Here is a 14,758-nt window from a genome sequence, read left to right as displayed (position 1 = left end):
ATATAGGGATATTTTCCTTTATGGTCATTTTATTGTAATTATTTAGTTATGAATCGATTTTTTGGCTCTTGGCGTTCGATGTTAATGGCGATCGCACTTATAACCACAGGATGCGGATATTTAATCCATGGGGGATTTGCGGGGGAAAATAATATTTCCATTGAGGATGTGGAATTTTTTGCTTTAGAGGGTAACAATCAAGTCAAAGTTGAGGGGGAAATAACCCAAGTAATTCCTTTGGTTAATGGCTATGCTTATGAAATAAAAGATAATACAGGCTCTATTTGGGTGACGACAACGGGCGATAAACCCGAAGTAGGACAAAATATTGTTACTTCTGTCACCATTCAAGAAGAAGAAATTATCATCGACGAAAAGGATATGAGTAGTTTTTACCTCAGAGAAGTAGTTGAGGAGGATAGTAATATTTCGGAAAATGAAACCGAAGCGGACATAAACCCTGATGATACCATGGAATCAGAGGAGGAAAATCCAACCTCCGAAACCGACAACGAGGAATAAGGTTAAATAAATAAATTCCTCATTCCCAATCCTAATTAATCGATAATATTAACTAAAGGTAAATCATGACCATTAATATCCATAGCCTCTAAGCAACTATTGATATTATTAACCGCCTGGTTGTAGATGATAGCATCAGACTGTAGCTCTTGGGTTAACTGTTGATTATAGGCAATTTTTTCCTTTGCTTCCTGTTCGAGGGTTTGTTTGAGATTTTCCCTTGCCATGTCATACTTTTGTAAAATACTATCTGCCATTTGTTTTGCCATGGGTATCAAATTGGTTTTGATGGTTTGATTGATGGTTTGACGAAAAACTTGGCGTATGGTGCGATCTATTTTTGGTTCAAAATCTAGGCGTAATAGTTGACGGATAGCAGGTTCAGATTCTACCATAGCAGAAGAATCATAGGCTTGGGAAGTTTGTTTGAGGGTTTCCCGAAATTGGTAGATAGAAAATGTACCTTCGCTGTAGAATTGAGGACTTTCCCTTACGTAGCGATCGCACTCTGTACTAGCTTCAGATTGTAGCGCATAGAGTAACTTAGTTTCTAAATCCTGTAACTCTTTTTCAATACCCCCATCATCCCCCAATAAACGATATAAATTACGATAACAATCCTGTTGACGAACATCGTAGGTTAAATTTTGAATAAAATTAGCTACCAAATCCTTTAAACCATCCTTTAATAAATCCTCTAAAGCATTGGCGATGTAATAAAGGGCTTCCACCAAAACCGCAATGAGGGGCGCTGTTTGATTGCGAGGATGAGACTTCACCGCCAAACTGTAGGTATCTGCTACAGAGAAGTTATTCAACAACTCATCAAGGTAATTAACAAAACGATTTTGTAACCGTTGAAAATCTTGATTAAAAGCCTTATTTTCATTGGTAATAATCAAATTTACCTGCTCATTAATATACTGCTCATATTCATGACCAATTGCCCTTAACTGATTATTTAAATCTGCTAACTTTTGCTTTTTCATTGCCTCAATTTCTTGAGGCTCACTATCTAAATTCCTTTGTAAATCATGATAAGATTCCTTTAAAGGCATACAAATAGATTGTAAATCATTAGCTAAATTTTTATATAATTCTGGTTGTTTTTCTTCTCTCAAATAACGGCTAATTTCTAATTTAAAAATATTAATACCGCTATCGATAATCAACTGTTCAATTAAAGGAGTTCCCCATTCATTTAAAATTCTTTCATAGTTGGAATTTGGGCTTTCATAACCATGAACAGAAACTTTAAAATCAGTACGGGTTAATTTGCCAGAATTAGCACAATAATTATTAAACTCACTGATAAATTGAGGAGTTTCTTCCTCACCCCCAGCGCCCTTAATACTTTCAGCAAAAATAGTGTCTAAACCAAAACGATTATCAAAGGAAGTATGTTTAATTTGACTACCATAAAAACCTAATAAACCACTGGTTTTATAAATATGATTAGTATGATTAAATTCACTGTTTATTAAACCATCTAAACGCTGTCTTAACTGTCCATTATACCAAGTTTGATCAATGCGATTAAACACATAAAAAACTCGATCTCGAATGGCAGAATTAGTCTTTAATCTTTCTAATAAATCCGTTTCAGCTTGGGTTAAATCCCCTGCAGAAGCTGGTTTTAAGACACACACCACGGCCGAGGTGTTAGGATCTTCAATTTTACGATAAGCTAAGTCAGCATCCTTTTTTATGGGTGCATCGATACCAGGTAAATCCACCAATACGTTACCATCTTCGAGGAGGGGATGATAACAGTAGTAGTCAAGACGTTTTAAGACTGCCGAGTTTCTTCCCCGTCGGGCATAACTAGCAGCTTCACTAAGATTGGTAAAATTAAATTGCTCCATGGAATAGGTAGCATTTTGTATGGTGTGGATTTTGTCTCGGTTGGCTTCAAATCCTGATAATAGAAGCCGTAGGGCGTTAGCTTGTTTTCCTAATTCTGATTTGTTATGCCCTCCTTCCTGACGGATAATATCATCACAGATGCCTTTTAATTCTTCCATGACGGGGGCTTGATTGATGTTTATGTCTTTTAAGTCGATGTTGAGAATTTGGGCAAGGATAGAAGCCTGACTCCTGATTTGGGCTTCACTAAGGAAGGTTAAAATTACCTTTTCTTCTTGGGGGGGGCATATTCAATATAGCATTCTGTGCCTGTGGCGTGTCCTTCAGCACTATATAATAATTCTCTTTCGAGAAGGGCGTTAATTAACATGGATTTTCCCGCACTAAAAGCCCCGGCGAATACGATTTCAAACTTAGGGGCGATCGCCTTTTGTAGCGAAGTTTCAAGGGATGAGGTATCATGATGTACCCTTAGTTCAGGATTTTTTTGTAATAGTTCAATGATTTGATTTACTTGGGAGGCTAAATCTTGACATTGGGGATGAATACTAGGCATAACTGGGAATAAAATCCTCTTGATGTATCTTTTCCTACATTATGACTATTTTTAAGAGTAAAAAAATCTTAATTTATTGTTATTTTTTCTGTCTGAGCAAAATTAACTAGCAGTTTCTAAATTACCTACGGCTTTATGTTCAGGGATAAAGGTTTGTTGTGCTAACCTTTGTATATCCTCCGCAAAAAAGCTCGTAGTAACCCCTAACGGGGTTTTTATGGCTAAAGCCATGACTACAAACTAAGATAGGGAATAACTTTAACTAGCCGTTTCCAACTTGCCAATGGTTTTATGTTCATCGGTAAAGGTTTTTTGGGCTAAGGTTTGTATGTCTTCGGCTGTTACTGCATTAAGGGCATCTAAACGGGTAAAGAGATTACGCCAATCCCCTGTTTTTGCTTGATATTCTGCCAAAAGATTTGCCATACCTCCATTGGAGTTAACCGAGCGCAATAAATTGGCGGTGGCTTGGGTTTTTACCCTTTCTAACTCCTCAGGTGATACTAACTCTGTTTTGAGCTTTTCTATCTCCTTATCTAATTCTATGGCTAATTCTTCGGGCGATCGCTCCGGGGCGCAAACTCCATAAAATAACATCAAATTTTCGTATTTATCCCCTGGAAAACCACTAAAACCAGAGACACTGAGGGCAACTTTTTTGTCTTCTACTAAGGATTTATATAAACGAGAAGTTCTACCATCACTTAAAATTGAACCCATAATTTCATATACCAGATAATCAGGGTCATTTAAACTAGGAATGTGATAACCCTCAAAGTATAAAGGTTGGGAGGGATATTCTACCACAACTTCCCTTGTTTCATTTTGTTCTGGTTCATTTATACTAAGACGAGAGGGTTTGACACTATCTGGAAAACGTCCAAAATATTCCTCTGCCATTTCTCTGGCTTGATTGGGATTAACATCCCCTACCATGGCGATGGTAATATTACCGCCCCCATAATGGGTATCAAAAAAATCTTGGACATTAGTTTGGGTTAAATTGCGAATATCTTCCTCAAAACCAATGACAGGGCGACGATAGGGATGGGAAACAAAGGCAGTTAACAAAAATTCTTCCACCATTTTACCGATGGCAGAATTATCAGTGCGTAGTCTTCTTTCTTCTAAGATAACGTCTTTTTCTTGATAAAATTCCCTAAAAACGGGATCTAAAAATCGATTAGACTCAAGATACATCCACAATTCTAGTTTATTGGAAGGAAAATTATAAAAATAGGCGGTATAGTCAGCGGAGGTAGCCGCATTTAAACCTACTCCCCCTTCGATTTCGACAATTTGCCCAAATTCGTTTTGGTTTACATACTCACTAGCTTGTTGATTTACTTGTCTAAATTCTGTTTCTAGTTGAGCTAATTTTGGTTGATTATTTTCTTTTTTTGCTTGTTGAATTTGGTCAAAGAGTTGCGCTAATTTATCTAATAATGGCTTTTCTTGTTCATAGTTAATGGTGCCTATTTCCGATGTTCCTTTAAAGGCTAAATGTTCTAAATAATGGGCTACTCCTGTTTGCCCTTGGGGTTCATCGACTCCCCCTACATCTACATAAGTAACAAAAGAAATGATGGGAGCTTGGTGATTTTCGAGCAGAATAAATTTTAAACCGTTATTAAGAGTAAATTCGGTAATATTATTTTTTACTTGTTCTAAATAGGGGGTAATTGATCTATTTTCGATGGTTCGTGCAACGGCTGAATTAAGATTAAAATTCCAAATTAATAATGTTGCTAAGAGTAATGAAAATATTTTTTTTAGGGTTAAAGTTGATGGTTTTAAGGGTGAGTTGAGGGGTTTAAACCTCTGGTTATCAATAACTTTTTTCATGGTTTATTTACTGCGTTTGATTTTTGCTAAAACTCTATTAGATAAAAGCTCTAACTCTGGTAATTTTAACAGTTTGCCAAAAATAAGGAAAAGTGCGATCGCCCCTATACTAGCCACAGAGAGATTAATAAATTGCAGAATAAAACTTTCATCACCCCAAAAAGAAGTTAAACCCTGATGAATACCCCAACAAGCAAAGCCAGAAATCACACTAGCAACCACGAGGATGACAAACACCCCAGCCCACTCTAGCAGAGGCAAACCATTAAGGCGACGATGTAAAAGAGCAATGAAAATGATTAAAGAAATCACATTAACTCCAATGGTGGCAAATACCAAGCCTTGCACCTCAAAACTTCTCACCAACACATAATCGAGGAAAGCATTAAGAAAAATATTAAAAATGCTAATCTTAAAAGGAGTATTACCATCCCCAAGGGCATAAAACACCCTAACTAATACATCCCTTGCCAAATAGAAAAACATCCCCAAAGCATAGGCTAGTAAGACAGGGGCAACAATGGAGGAAGCATCGGCGCGAAATACTCCCCTTTCATAGATAATTCTGACAATGGGTTGGGATAATGCCACAAAAATAGCACTAAAGGGAAACATAGTTAATCCTGTTAACACAAGACTTTGACGAATTTTTAATTTTAATTCCCCCCAATTTTCAGGCTCAGTGAGACGGGAGAAGACGGGTAAAAAAGGTACGAGAATCACGTTAGAAAGGATGCCTACAGGGGTTAAAACCACAAAATTGGCGTAACGCATGGCCGCCGCCGCATTGGGCAGATAGGAGGCAAAGAATAGGTCTGTATAAACGTTGATATGTAACATTCCTGATGAGAGGGTGGCGGGAATCATTACTTTCATAACGTCTTTTACCCCTTCCCTACCAAATTCAAAGCGAAAGCGAAAACGACTAATACCCGATTTGACGAGGGCTATTTGTTGGGCTAACCATTGCCAGATACCCCCTAACAGGGTTGTTGATGCTAAGACAATTCCCCCTAGTCTCAAATATTCAGGATCGTTGATTTGTCCGCCCAAAACCCACAATAAGCCCCCCACCCCGATGATGGTGGTTAAGCTAGAGAAAAGGGGGCTTAAACTCGGTAGCCAGTATTGATCTGAGGCGTTAAGGCTACCAAAACCGATGCCCACTAAACCCGCAAAAATGGCTAAAGGTGCCATGATTTTAAATTGGGTAATGGCGATCGCCCTTACTTCTGAATCTAAACCGGGGGCAATTAAATCAATAAAACGACTAGCATAAACAATCAAAATAATGGTTACTACAAATAAAATACCCGTCACCAAAGTTGTAACGGTTTCAATTAAGGGCGCTGCTTCTTTTTGATCTCGTTTTGCTAAAACACTCACCAAAGCGCTGTGGAATGGTCCATTTATTCCCCCCAAAAGGATTAATAAAAACCCAGGTATCACATAGGAATAAGCATAGGCATTGGCCACCGCACCAACCCCAAAGGCAGCCGCCACCACTTGTTCTCTTACTAACCCAGTTAATTTACTGATAAATGTACCAATACCAACTATCCCCGCAATATTGCCAATGGATCTTGTTTTACCTTTGTTCACGCCTAGAAAAGAATATTATGACTTGACTTATTATCTATGGATGATGAACAATTGACAATAATTTAAGGTCTTAGGTGTTGGGTTTTCGCTCTTATCTTCTGTGGTTTTACCCCGTGTAGAGAATTGCATTAATGGTGATGGTGATCATGATTCATGGGTAAAGACTCTTGGGGTTGAACGTTATTGAGCTTAATCAAACTCATATCCTGTCTTCCATAACTCATAACGCCCATGGTAACTTGTCCAAGGGCAAAAATTCCCATAGATACCAAACCAATGGAAAATACTCCCATGGGTACTAATCCAATGGAAATTACGCCATGGGGAATAGCACCGATGGAAATTAAACCATGGGGAGAAATACCGATGCACAATATGCCATCGTGGGGGGCAATACCGATTTGAATTAGTTTTTTGTTTTTTAGAGTTAGTCTCATGGAGGGTAAAACATATAATATCGAGATGACCAAAATATATATACCAAAGGTTTTTTGTGTCAAAAGACACTCTGTCAAACTTATGTATTCATAATCAAAAAATAGGGTAATTCGGAGGGAGAATAAGGAAGGGGCAATAGTGATAGTATCTTAAATACTAGGTTAGTTTAATCATTGAACTATATTTCATACCATAATTAAGATCGAGCTTCTCTAATAGATATAGTCAATGCTTGTCATAAAATTATTAAGTATAAAAATGGATTAAATAAAGCACAATTTTTGGAAAATGATCAAGTTCAATCTGCCATTTCATATCAACTGCTGATTATTGGGGAAGCCGTTAAACGTATTTCCTTTGAATTAAGAAATAATCATCCACAAATCCCTTGGTCTTTAATCGCAGGAATGAGAGATAATCTAATTCATGAATATGGCGATACAAACTTAGATGAAGTCTGGAAAACATCGGATATTGATATTCCCCAGTTATTAGAGCTAATAGAAAAACTTGCTCCCCAAAACAATCAAGAATGAGATTATATCAAGTTCAGATAATTCGTTATTAATAGATTATACCTTCGCCCACCGTGTAATGAATTACACGGCTAATAGTAATTCGTTCAATAAATTGAACTAAAATATTGGGCATTGCTTAATCATGGTGTGAAATATAATTGAATAACACTAGAAATTAAGACATTAAAATAGTATCACTATTGCCTGTTCCCCGTTCCCTGTTCCCTCCCTCAATAAAAAATCATATCTTAATTCACCAACGCCGATATTATTTGCGTTTTCGGAAACTTGCAAGAAAACTACTTCAAATAAGCGATAGTAACCCCTGTACCCCCTTCATTGCGGGGGGCGGTTTCATACTTGCTCACTTGGGGATGCCGTTGTAAAAAGTCATGAACCCCAGTGCGTAAACTCCCTGTACCCTTACCATGGACAATCCATAATAGTCCTAATTCCGTGGCAGAGGCGATCGCCCTTTCCAGTACAGGTTCTGCTAAATGTACCCTTTGCCCACGAATATCCACAGTATTTTTTTCTACCCTTACCCTTGCGGTAGTCTTGGCGGGTTGATTTTTACTTGGCGTCTTAGGCGGTTTTTGTTTCACCTCTGTTTTCGGGGGTTTTTCCTTCTCAAACCTCTTACCATCCAAAGATTCAATATCGGTAAAGGGCAATACCATCTTCATTATGCCGAAACGAGCGCTTAACTGTTCGGCGGTTTCATCCACATCTAACACCTCGGCGGTTTGCCCAAGGCTTAATATTCTCACCCTCTCCCCTACCTTGGGTTTATAACTAGATTTTTTACGGGATTTTTGGATGGGGCTTAAGAAGCGATCGCCTATTTTCTCCAGATTTTCCCTTGCCTGTTGGGCTTCCTGAGCGGTGGGGTTACCTTTTTTCTGTAACTCCTTAATCACCTGGGCAATCTGACTTTTCGCATCAAGGAGCATTTTTTGCACCGCTTGTTCTTGCTGAGATTTTAAATCCCTTTCTCGATCCTGTAAAGAAGTGGCTTTGGCTTCTACTTCTTGATAGAAACGCTCGGTTTTGCTTAATAAATCCTGAGCCTGTTTATGTTTTTCCTCCTGTTCCCTTCTTTGGTTTTCTAACTCGCCAATTAACTGGTTGACATCCTGAGAAAAGCCCCCTGCCAACTCTTGGGAATCGGCAATAACATCCGAGGGTAAACCCAACCTTTGGGCGATAATGATGGCATTGGAGCGCCCCGGGATACCCCACAATACCCGATAGGTGGGTTGTAAACTGACATCGTCAAATTCTACGGAGGCGTTTTCAAAGCGACTGTCGTTATATTTGAGGGTTTTTAGTTCCCCGTAATGGGTGGTGGCGATGGTCAGTAAATTATGGTCGGCAAGATGTTTGAGGATGGCAATGGCGATCGCACTGCCTTCGGTGGGATCTGTTCCTGCCCCCACTTCATCAAGCAATACAAGGCTATTAGAAAGCTCATTTCGCCCCTGTTCTTCGGTTACGGTGGGGGAGTCATCATCAAGGTTCTGGCTTGGTGTAGAGCCATGGAGGGCATCCATAATGCGAATAATACGGCGGATATGCCCTGAGAAGGTAGATAAATTTTGCTCGAGGGATTGTTCATCGCCAATGTCCGCTAAAACTTGATCAAACCAAGGTATTAAAACAGGATCTTTAGCGGGGATAAAAATGCCCACCTTTGCCATGAGGGCAGTAATGCCAATGGTTTTGAGGGTGACGGTTTTTCCTCCTGTATTGGGGCCAGTAATAGCCACTACCCTAGTATCGGATTTGATCAAAACATCGATGGGAACTACTGCAGCGCTTTCTTCTTTTTTTTGTTGCCAGATAAGTAGGGGATGACGTAGTTGACGCAGGGTGATATTTTCTTGGCTTTGAAAATTCACAAACTGGGGCGGGTTTCCTTCTAGCCACATACTATACCTAGCTTTGGCAGTGGCTAAATCAAGGGCAGTGGCGATCGCCAATAATTGTTCTAATTCCTCCCAAACTTCTGCTACCTTCTCGGTGAGGGTGCGTAATATTTTTTCTTCTTCCCTTTTTTCTTGCCCCCTGCTGGTTTGTAAACGGTTGCCTAGATCTATAATAGATTTTGGTTCGGTATAAAGGGTTGATCCTGTGGTGGAGGTATCATGAACAATGCCCGATATTTGCCCACTGTGAGACGCTTTAACAGGTAGTACGAAGCGATCGCCCCTTTGGGTAACCACAGGCTCTTGGAGGGCGTTACCGTTGCGCTGGATAATGTTTTGTAGGGTTTGCTGAATCTTATTTCTTAAACCCTTTATTTTTTGCCTAATTTCTCCTAATTGGGGAGATGCCCTTTCTGTGATTTCCCCACGATCATCTATGCAATAGTGAATTTCTTGCTCTAATTCGGGGAAAGTCCTTAAACTCTCTACTAATTCTTTAAGGGTGGGTGAGTCTTCTAAATCTTCAATTACTCTTCTCAATTTCCTTACCCCTGCTAGGGTAGTGGCAAGGTTTAATAATTCTTCTCCTTTGAGAATACCGCCTAATTTTGCTCTTTCTAATGCGTCTCCGATGTCATGGATACCAGTGAAAGACCAGTTAGGATTTAAGCTAGTTTCGATGTGATATACTTCCTTGGTTTGCTCTAATAACTTTTTCGTTTCCGACAGGGTTTTGGGTATAGTTAAATGGCTAGATGCGATCGCACCTAACTTTGTTGCTGAAAATGTGGAAAGATGGTGGCATAATCTCTGCCATTCTAAAAGTCGGAAAGTTTCTTTTTCAATCAAAGCAAGTAAAAAAATAACTGATAATGAATAATGGAGAATTGATAATGATTAATATCAAGATAGAGACAACTTAGTATTTTGCTGAGGTTAGCAAAACATTGCATTACAATTATTTTAAAGGAAGATGATGCAAATTATTATTTTCAGCTATTCAAAAAACCAAAAATTTGTAACCAAAAATCAGCCCTCAGTCATACAAAAAGAGAACGAGAGTTAAATTTATTCTCCTAAACGAAAAATAGTTTATCCCAGGGAAAAATTAACCCACTAATAGACTATGATCATAATTAGGAGCTTTACTTTCAGAAGATTTGATCTGATATTTTACCAAATTAGCTAACTCCTCTAACTGGCTAATAGCTTCCGCACCTTCTAACTTCATTAATTCTCGATCATCTTGCATTTCTGTCCAAGTGATACCATAATCAGAAACTAAAAAACGAATCAAATGATTATCACCCAAACTCACCATAAAAGAAGCGCTAGTTAACTGGGTGCCACAAGTGTAGCAAGAAGCAATATAACCTCTCCTCTCTAATACAATCGCTAGGGCTTGGAGATTCATGACTAAATCTTTCACAAACTCTCTATATTCCTGCGCAAGTCTTATGAACATTTCTACCTCCTATGGGTAATTTTACTTTACATTCTTAATAATAATTTAAGATTTGCCAAATTTATTATATGTTATCTTGAATCAAAAATGCAAAAGTAATTATTTTCGGTCACAATTTAAGGATACCCTAATTAATTAAAATATGACTAACTTAGTTATTTTTTGTTCCTCTTAATACTATGAAACCCCTACTATCGTGGCGTTTTATCCCTTTGCTGAACCTTTCAGGAAAAGAGCAAATGGCGATCGATCAATGGTTATTAACCCAACATCAAAAGTGTAATCACCCCCCTATTTTGCGTTTTTATACTTGGAATCAACCCACTATCTCCCTCGGATTTAGCCAGAGAAAAAAATATCCCCCCCACTGGGATAACCTGCAATGGCAAGGAAAATTAATAGATATAGTGAAACGTCCTAGCGGTGGCAGGGCTGTATTACACCAAGGCGACTTAACCTATGCAGTGATAACTTCTCAGTTTGAGGGGAATTTAGATGAAGTTTATCGGCAAATTTCTCAGTTTCTTATCTTGGGTTGGCAAAAATTAGGGATAAATCTTTCTTTTGGTAAACCCCAACGACAGTATTTAAAATCTTCTAATTGTTTTGCCCTCTCTACTAACGCTGATTTAATAGATGATGGGGGAAATAAGTTCATTGGTAGCGCCCAATTAAAAAAGGGGAAATTTACCCTCCAACATGGTTCAATGTTGTTAGAGCCACAATCAGAGCTATTTGAGCAGGTTTTTCATTGCCTTCCTCCCAAACAAATTTTGTCTCAAATTCCCTCTCTAAATCATATTATTAATACTTTATTAAGGGCAGCAGAAGAATGTTTTGAATGTGAGTTTATCCATCAACCTCTTTCGGCGGAGGAATGGAGATTAATTAGGGCTGAATGAAAAAAAATAGGGAGATGTTGTCAAAAGAGCGCCCTTAGTTGTTGATTCTTAATTCTTGAATGATTTCTTGTTTGATAACTTCTTGCCCTTGAATAATATTGTTAACATCTGTTTCATTGACCATCAATTGTTGCCATTTATGGGCATATCTGAGGGTGTAGCCAAAGCCTAAACTACCAAAGGTGAAAATAGTGCCTGTGATGACGATTAAATATTTAAGAATACTGTTTTTGTCTTGATTCGCTACGTTAGTTTTGTTGGTATGCTGGGGGTGAACTTTGGTAGGATGTTTTTTTCTGGTGTTTTGGGGTTGTTTTTGGATGGTTTTTACTGCATATTTTCTTGGCATTTGACGATTAGGGGTTTGGGGGCGAGATATTTCCAGATTATGGGAGCGCAGTGGGGTTGTTTTATTCCCTCTAATATTTTTTTTGGTCATGGTAAAAGTTATATGTAAAGTTAAATAATACCTAAGTTGGAGATGGAAATTCTTTTATTTTAATCTGATATAAGCTCTATGGAGATGAATTATTGATAGTTTACAATCTATTTTTGGCTTTATGACAAATTTGATTGACAAAGTTTAACATTACCCACGGTGAATAATATTGAGGTTGAGTAATGTATTATCGAAAAATAATATTTTGCTAATTTTTCCACCATTTAATAAATTGGTGTTGGTGAATTAAGGTATGATTTTTAGTTTAGTTTGGCAATGGGCAATAGTCATAATAGTTTTAATACTATACATGTACTGTAATTTAATAATGTTTCACACTCAAAATCAGCAATGCCAATAAATTATAAGGCTAATAACTGACGTTCAATGGGTTAAATTAAGCTGGATTTCCTAGAGCTTTTTTTTAATCAATTTCCTTGGTTTATTTGGTTAAAGGTGTGATACCTAACACTTAATTTTCAACACCTCGTTAAAGCCTTGCAATGAATTACAAGGCTAGGAATTTATCGTTCAATAAATTGAACTAAAACATATTTTGATTCGCTGATTCAGTATAAAATACAGTTTCTGTAAATTTTATCCCGAACTCAATTAACTTAGGTTTTATTGTCCATTATTTATGTTTTATTTTTTCAAGATTTAAACGACAATTGGTAAGCTATTAACTGCTGCTGATACTTGATTGGTGGTGGCGACAGAGGTATCTATGTTACTGAGGAAGTTTCTTCCTATGGTTTCGGCATTAGAACCAATATAGCGATTTTCAAATCCCCCAAACAAGGCATCGGTAAATAAATCGGCACTGGTAATTTTATTTCTGACTTTGACGATGTCGCTATCTCTTGCGCCTAATACTATTTCAAGGGCGATCGCAGGTAGGCTTACTTCTCCTCGATTAATGGCGTTGCGCCAGAAAGATAGTAAAATTACCTTGATTACCATTAGGACTCAAAAGAAATTCATCAGCATAACCTACCGTTGCTCCCAAAGTCTCATCAGCGTTAAGAAAACCTTTAATTTGGTTTTTGGCAATAAAAAGACTATCCTCTTGTTCTAATACTCCATCGAGAATAGTTAAACTACCGCCATTAGAATTTTCAGGATCATCAAAGTTAGTAATTTTGGGGGTAAATGTAAATCCTGGTCTAATTGGTGAATTTTCAGTAGTATTCGTATTTACAGATGCATTGTAATTAATGGGAAGTGGAGGATTAAATAAATTAATAGTCGTATTCTCTGGTCCTCTGCCCACGGCTAAAACCCGATAATCTGACCCTATTTCTATTACACCAGAAGTAAAAAGAATAGTTTCAGCATCACCTGAGCGCAGATTTTTAACAGAATTATCATTAAGATCTACCAGTATTATTTGTTTATTAAAACGAGTTCTTCCTAGTCCGGGTGTTTGTAAAGAAAAACCAACGCTAAATTGTGCGGCTGGATTAAATCCTTCGGTAACGCTTGTTGGTTCATTAACTGAGAAATTAAACTCATCTATAGTCCTAGCATCTGGTCTAGTTTGAGGATCGCCAATGTTAAAAGTACGATAGAAGTCATTAAGATCAAATGTTCCTGGAATTGTGGCTGATGAAAATAAACCCGAAGTAGTCATTAGTTTCGCTCCTTTAAGTGTATCTATCTCTATGGGTGAGATTGAATAGTTTGATTATATTATCAATGTCAATAATAATATTAAAAATTAGGATAAGATGTAACATTCAAATTTTATTTCATCGTTAAATAAAGTTATCTTGAATTTAAAGTAAGAGAAGATAATCACAGGCTATCTATATAAAAAGCAAAAAAAAATATAGTTATTAAAATCTAATTTCATAACGAATAGTAAAAATTAAATTTGTTTAGAGATTGGAGCAAACGTAATAAACTTAACAAAATTATTTGTTGGCAAATATAGTGTGTTTTGAGTTATTAATTAAGTTATAAATATAAATAGATTTCTCGGGCTAAAATCCAAGCCTTACGCAAATCGTCTTTTTCGTCGAAATCACGGGGTTGCCTAGAACCATAAAAGGGGGGACGATTATTACTACTGGGATTTATGGCGATAATATTTTCTTCTATGATCATTTGGCAACTATTTTTTTTGCAGTCAAATTGGCTAATTTTTTTATTTAGAATGAGGGGTTTAAAATCATCCCATGTTTTTAGGGGTGATGAGTACTTATTTTTGGTGTGGGGATCGTAAATTGTCCCCATAAGGGGTTGTTGCTGAGGATATTGGGCGGGGTGACAACTTAACCATCTACCGTTTACTGTAAACCAATCACTGGCACTAAATATTGTACATATGAGCCATTCTTGTTTTCTTTTTTCTGTGGGGCTTAATTGAAAACCAAGAAAACCATAACCTCCCATGCCATAGCTACCTGCGGTGTAGGTTATGTCAATTATAAAACGATTAATAATTAAACTTGGGTGAGCATAGGTAACAAAATCTTTGCTGTGGGAAGCGTTAATAACTTGCTCCATAAATAAGGGAAAATTTTTAATTATTCAGGTGAAGTTTTTTTGTGAAATTAAGATGATTGGGCTATTTTTTTATTTAATATAAAGGACATTCTGCCTTGGCAAAATGTCCCGTTGTTTTATATGGAGTTATATATGCTTAAGGTCTTTATATAAGCTGACCTCAATT

13 protein-coding genes and 1 pseudogene are annotated in these 14,758 nt (G+C 37.3%); 3 read left to right on the top strand and 11 right to left on the bottom strand.

The window, feature by feature from the left end; translation table 11 throughout:
* Positions 1-48: 48 nt before the first annotated feature.
* Positions 49-522, top strand: coding sequence for a hypothetical protein (locus IQ215_RS05320; RefSeq protein WP_193800276.1), 474 nt, complete (start codon positions 49-51; stop codon positions 520-522).
* Between the two features lie 35 nt (positions 523-557).
* Here the strand turns inward: IQ215_RS05320 and IQ215_RS05315 are convergent.
* The 5 genes and pseudogenes from IQ215_RS05315 to IQ215_RS05300 form a co-directional block, all read right to left on the bottom strand.
* Positions 558-2,944 (bottom strand): annotated as a pseudogene (locus tag IQ215_RS05315) (dynamin family protein).
* A 102-nt stretch (positions 2,945-3,046) separates the two neighbouring features.
* Entirely contained in the window at positions 3,047-3,175 is a 129-nt protein-coding gene (locus IQ215_RS14475; RefSeq protein ID WP_277815525.1) for a hypothetical protein, read from the bottom strand.
* 27 nt (positions 3,176-3,202) lie between these two features.
* Positions 3,203-4,789, bottom strand: a complete 1,587-nt coding sequence (locus tag IQ215_RS05310; RefSeq protein ID WP_193800275.1) for a M16 family metallopeptidase — start codon at positions 4,787-4,789, stop codon at positions 3,203-3,205.
* A 3-nt stretch (positions 4,790-4,792) separates the two neighbouring features.
* Positions 4,793-6,391 carry a murein biosynthesis integral membrane protein MurJ gene (gene murJ / locus IQ215_RS05305; protein ID WP_193800274.1) on the bottom strand — a complete coding sequence of 533 codons (1,599 nt, stop codon included), beginning with the start codon at positions 6,389-6,391 and terminating at the stop codon, positions 4,793-4,795.
* Between the two features lie 128 nt (positions 6,392-6,519).
* Positions 6,520-6,828, bottom strand: coding sequence for a hypothetical protein (locus tag IQ215_RS05300; RefSeq protein ID WP_193800273.1), 309 nt, complete (start codon positions 6,826-6,828; stop codon positions 6,520-6,522).
* A 216-nt stretch (positions 6,829-7,044) separates the two neighbouring features.
* On the opposite strand from IQ215_RS05300, the gene IQ215_RS05295 reads away from it, so the two are divergent.
* On the top strand, positions 7,045-7,365 hold the full coding sequence (locus IQ215_RS05295) for a HepT-like ribonuclease domain-containing protein (protein WP_193800322.1): 321 nt from the start codon (positions 7,045-7,047) through the stop codon (positions 7,363-7,365).
* A 281-nt stretch (positions 7,366-7,646) separates the two neighbouring features.
* Here the strand turns inward: IQ215_RS05295 and IQ215_RS05290 are convergent, their stop codons facing one another.
* Positions 7,647-10,124, bottom strand: coding sequence for an endonuclease MutS2 (locus IQ215_RS05290; protein WP_193800272.1), 2,478 nt, complete (start codon positions 10,122-10,124; stop codon positions 7,647-7,649).
* A gap of 259 nt (positions 10,125-10,383) precedes the next feature.
* Positions 10,384-10,740 (bottom strand): DUF1815 family protein, encoded by a 357-nt coding sequence (locus IQ215_RS05285; protein ID WP_193800271.1) that lies wholly within the window; start codon positions 10,738-10,740, stop codon positions 10,384-10,386.
* Between the two features lie 179 nt (positions 10,741-10,919).
* Between IQ215_RS05285 and IQ215_RS05280 the strand changes: the two genes are divergently transcribed.
* Entirely contained in the window at positions 10,920-11,642 is a 723-nt protein-coding gene (locus IQ215_RS05280) for a lipoate--protein ligase family protein (protein ID WP_193800270.1), read from the top strand.
* Between the two features lie 34 nt (positions 11,643-11,676).
* Here the strand turns inward: IQ215_RS05280 and IQ215_RS05275 are convergent, their stop codons facing one another.
* The 4 genes from IQ215_RS05275 to IQ215_RS05260 form a co-directional block, all read right to left on the bottom strand.
* The gene (locus IQ215_RS05275) at positions 11,677-12,081 is read right to left on the bottom strand and encodes a hypothetical protein (protein WP_193800269.1); all 405 of its coding nucleotides are present in this window, start codon (positions 12,079-12,081) and stop codon (positions 11,677-11,679) included.
* A gap of 660 nt (positions 12,082-12,741) precedes the next feature.
* A complete protein-coding gene (locus IQ215_RS05270) occupies positions 12,742-13,044 on the bottom strand; it encodes a hypothetical protein (RefSeq protein WP_193800268.1) in 303 nt (100 codons plus the stop codon).
* Positions 12,998-13,714: a hypothetical protein gene (locus tag IQ215_RS05265; protein WP_193800267.1), complete on the bottom strand. Its 717-nt coding sequence runs from the start codon at positions 13,712-13,714 to the stop codon at positions 12,998-13,000. Before IQ215_RS05265 ends, IQ215_RS05270 begins: the two co-directional genes overlap by 47 nt.
* 326 nt (positions 13,715-14,040) lie before the next feature.
* Positions 14,041-14,592 carry a hypothetical protein gene (locus IQ215_RS05260; protein ID WP_193800266.1) on the bottom strand — a complete coding sequence of 184 codons (552 nt, stop codon included), beginning with the start codon at positions 14,590-14,592 and terminating at the stop codon, positions 14,041-14,043.
* Positions 14,593-14,758 lie beyond the last annotated feature (166 nt).

Source organism: Cyanobacterium stanieri LEGE 03274 (genome assembly GCF_015207825.1).
Classification (GTDB): domain Bacteria; phylum Cyanobacteriota; class Cyanobacteriia; order Cyanobacteriales; family Cyanobacteriaceae; genus Cyanobacterium; species Cyanobacterium stanieri_B.
Note: the sequence above shows the minus strand (reverse complement) of the source record. Positions and strands in the feature narration are given on the sequence as shown.

Excerpts from the sequence above, each read along its gene's own strand:
- IQ215_RS05320 (WP_193800276.1), top strand. The coding sequence starts at position 49 with ATGAATCGATTTTTTGGCTCTTGGCGTTCGATGTTAATGGCGATCGCA.
- IQ215_RS14475 (WP_277815525.1), bottom strand. The coding sequence starts at position 3,175 with ATGGCTTTAGCCATAAAAACCCCGTTAGGGGTTACTACGAGCTTTTTT.
- IQ215_RS05310 (WP_193800275.1), bottom strand. The coding sequence starts at position 4,789 with ATGAAAAAAGTTATTGATAACCAGAGGTTTAAACCCCTCAACTCACCC.
- IQ215_RS05300 (WP_193800273.1), bottom strand. The coding sequence starts at position 6,828 with ATGAGACTAACTCTAAAAAACAAAAAACTAATTCAAATCGGTATTGCC.
- IQ215_RS05285 (WP_193800271.1), bottom strand. The coding sequence starts at position 10,740 with ATGTTCATAAGACTTGCGCAGGAATATAGAGAGTTTGTGAAAGATTTA.
- IQ215_RS05280 (WP_193800270.1), top strand. The coding sequence starts at position 10,920 with ATGAAACCCCTACTATCGTGGCGTTTTATCCCTTTGCTGAACCTTTCA.
- IQ215_RS05275 (WP_193800269.1), bottom strand. The coding sequence starts at position 12,081 with ATGACCAAAAAAAATATTAGAGGGAATAAAACAACCCCACTGCGCTCC.
- IQ215_RS05270 (WP_193800268.1), bottom strand. The coding sequence starts at position 13,044 with ATGGTAATCAAGGTAATTTTACTATCTTTCTGGCGCAACGCCATTAAT.
- IQ215_RS05265 (WP_193800267.1), bottom strand. The coding sequence starts at position 13,714 with ATGACTACTTCGGGTTTATTTTCATCAGCCACAATTCCAGGAACATTT.
- IQ215_RS05260 (WP_193800266.1), bottom strand. The coding sequence starts at position 14,592 with ATGGAGCAAGTTATTAACGCTTCCCACAGCAAAGATTTTGTTACCTAT.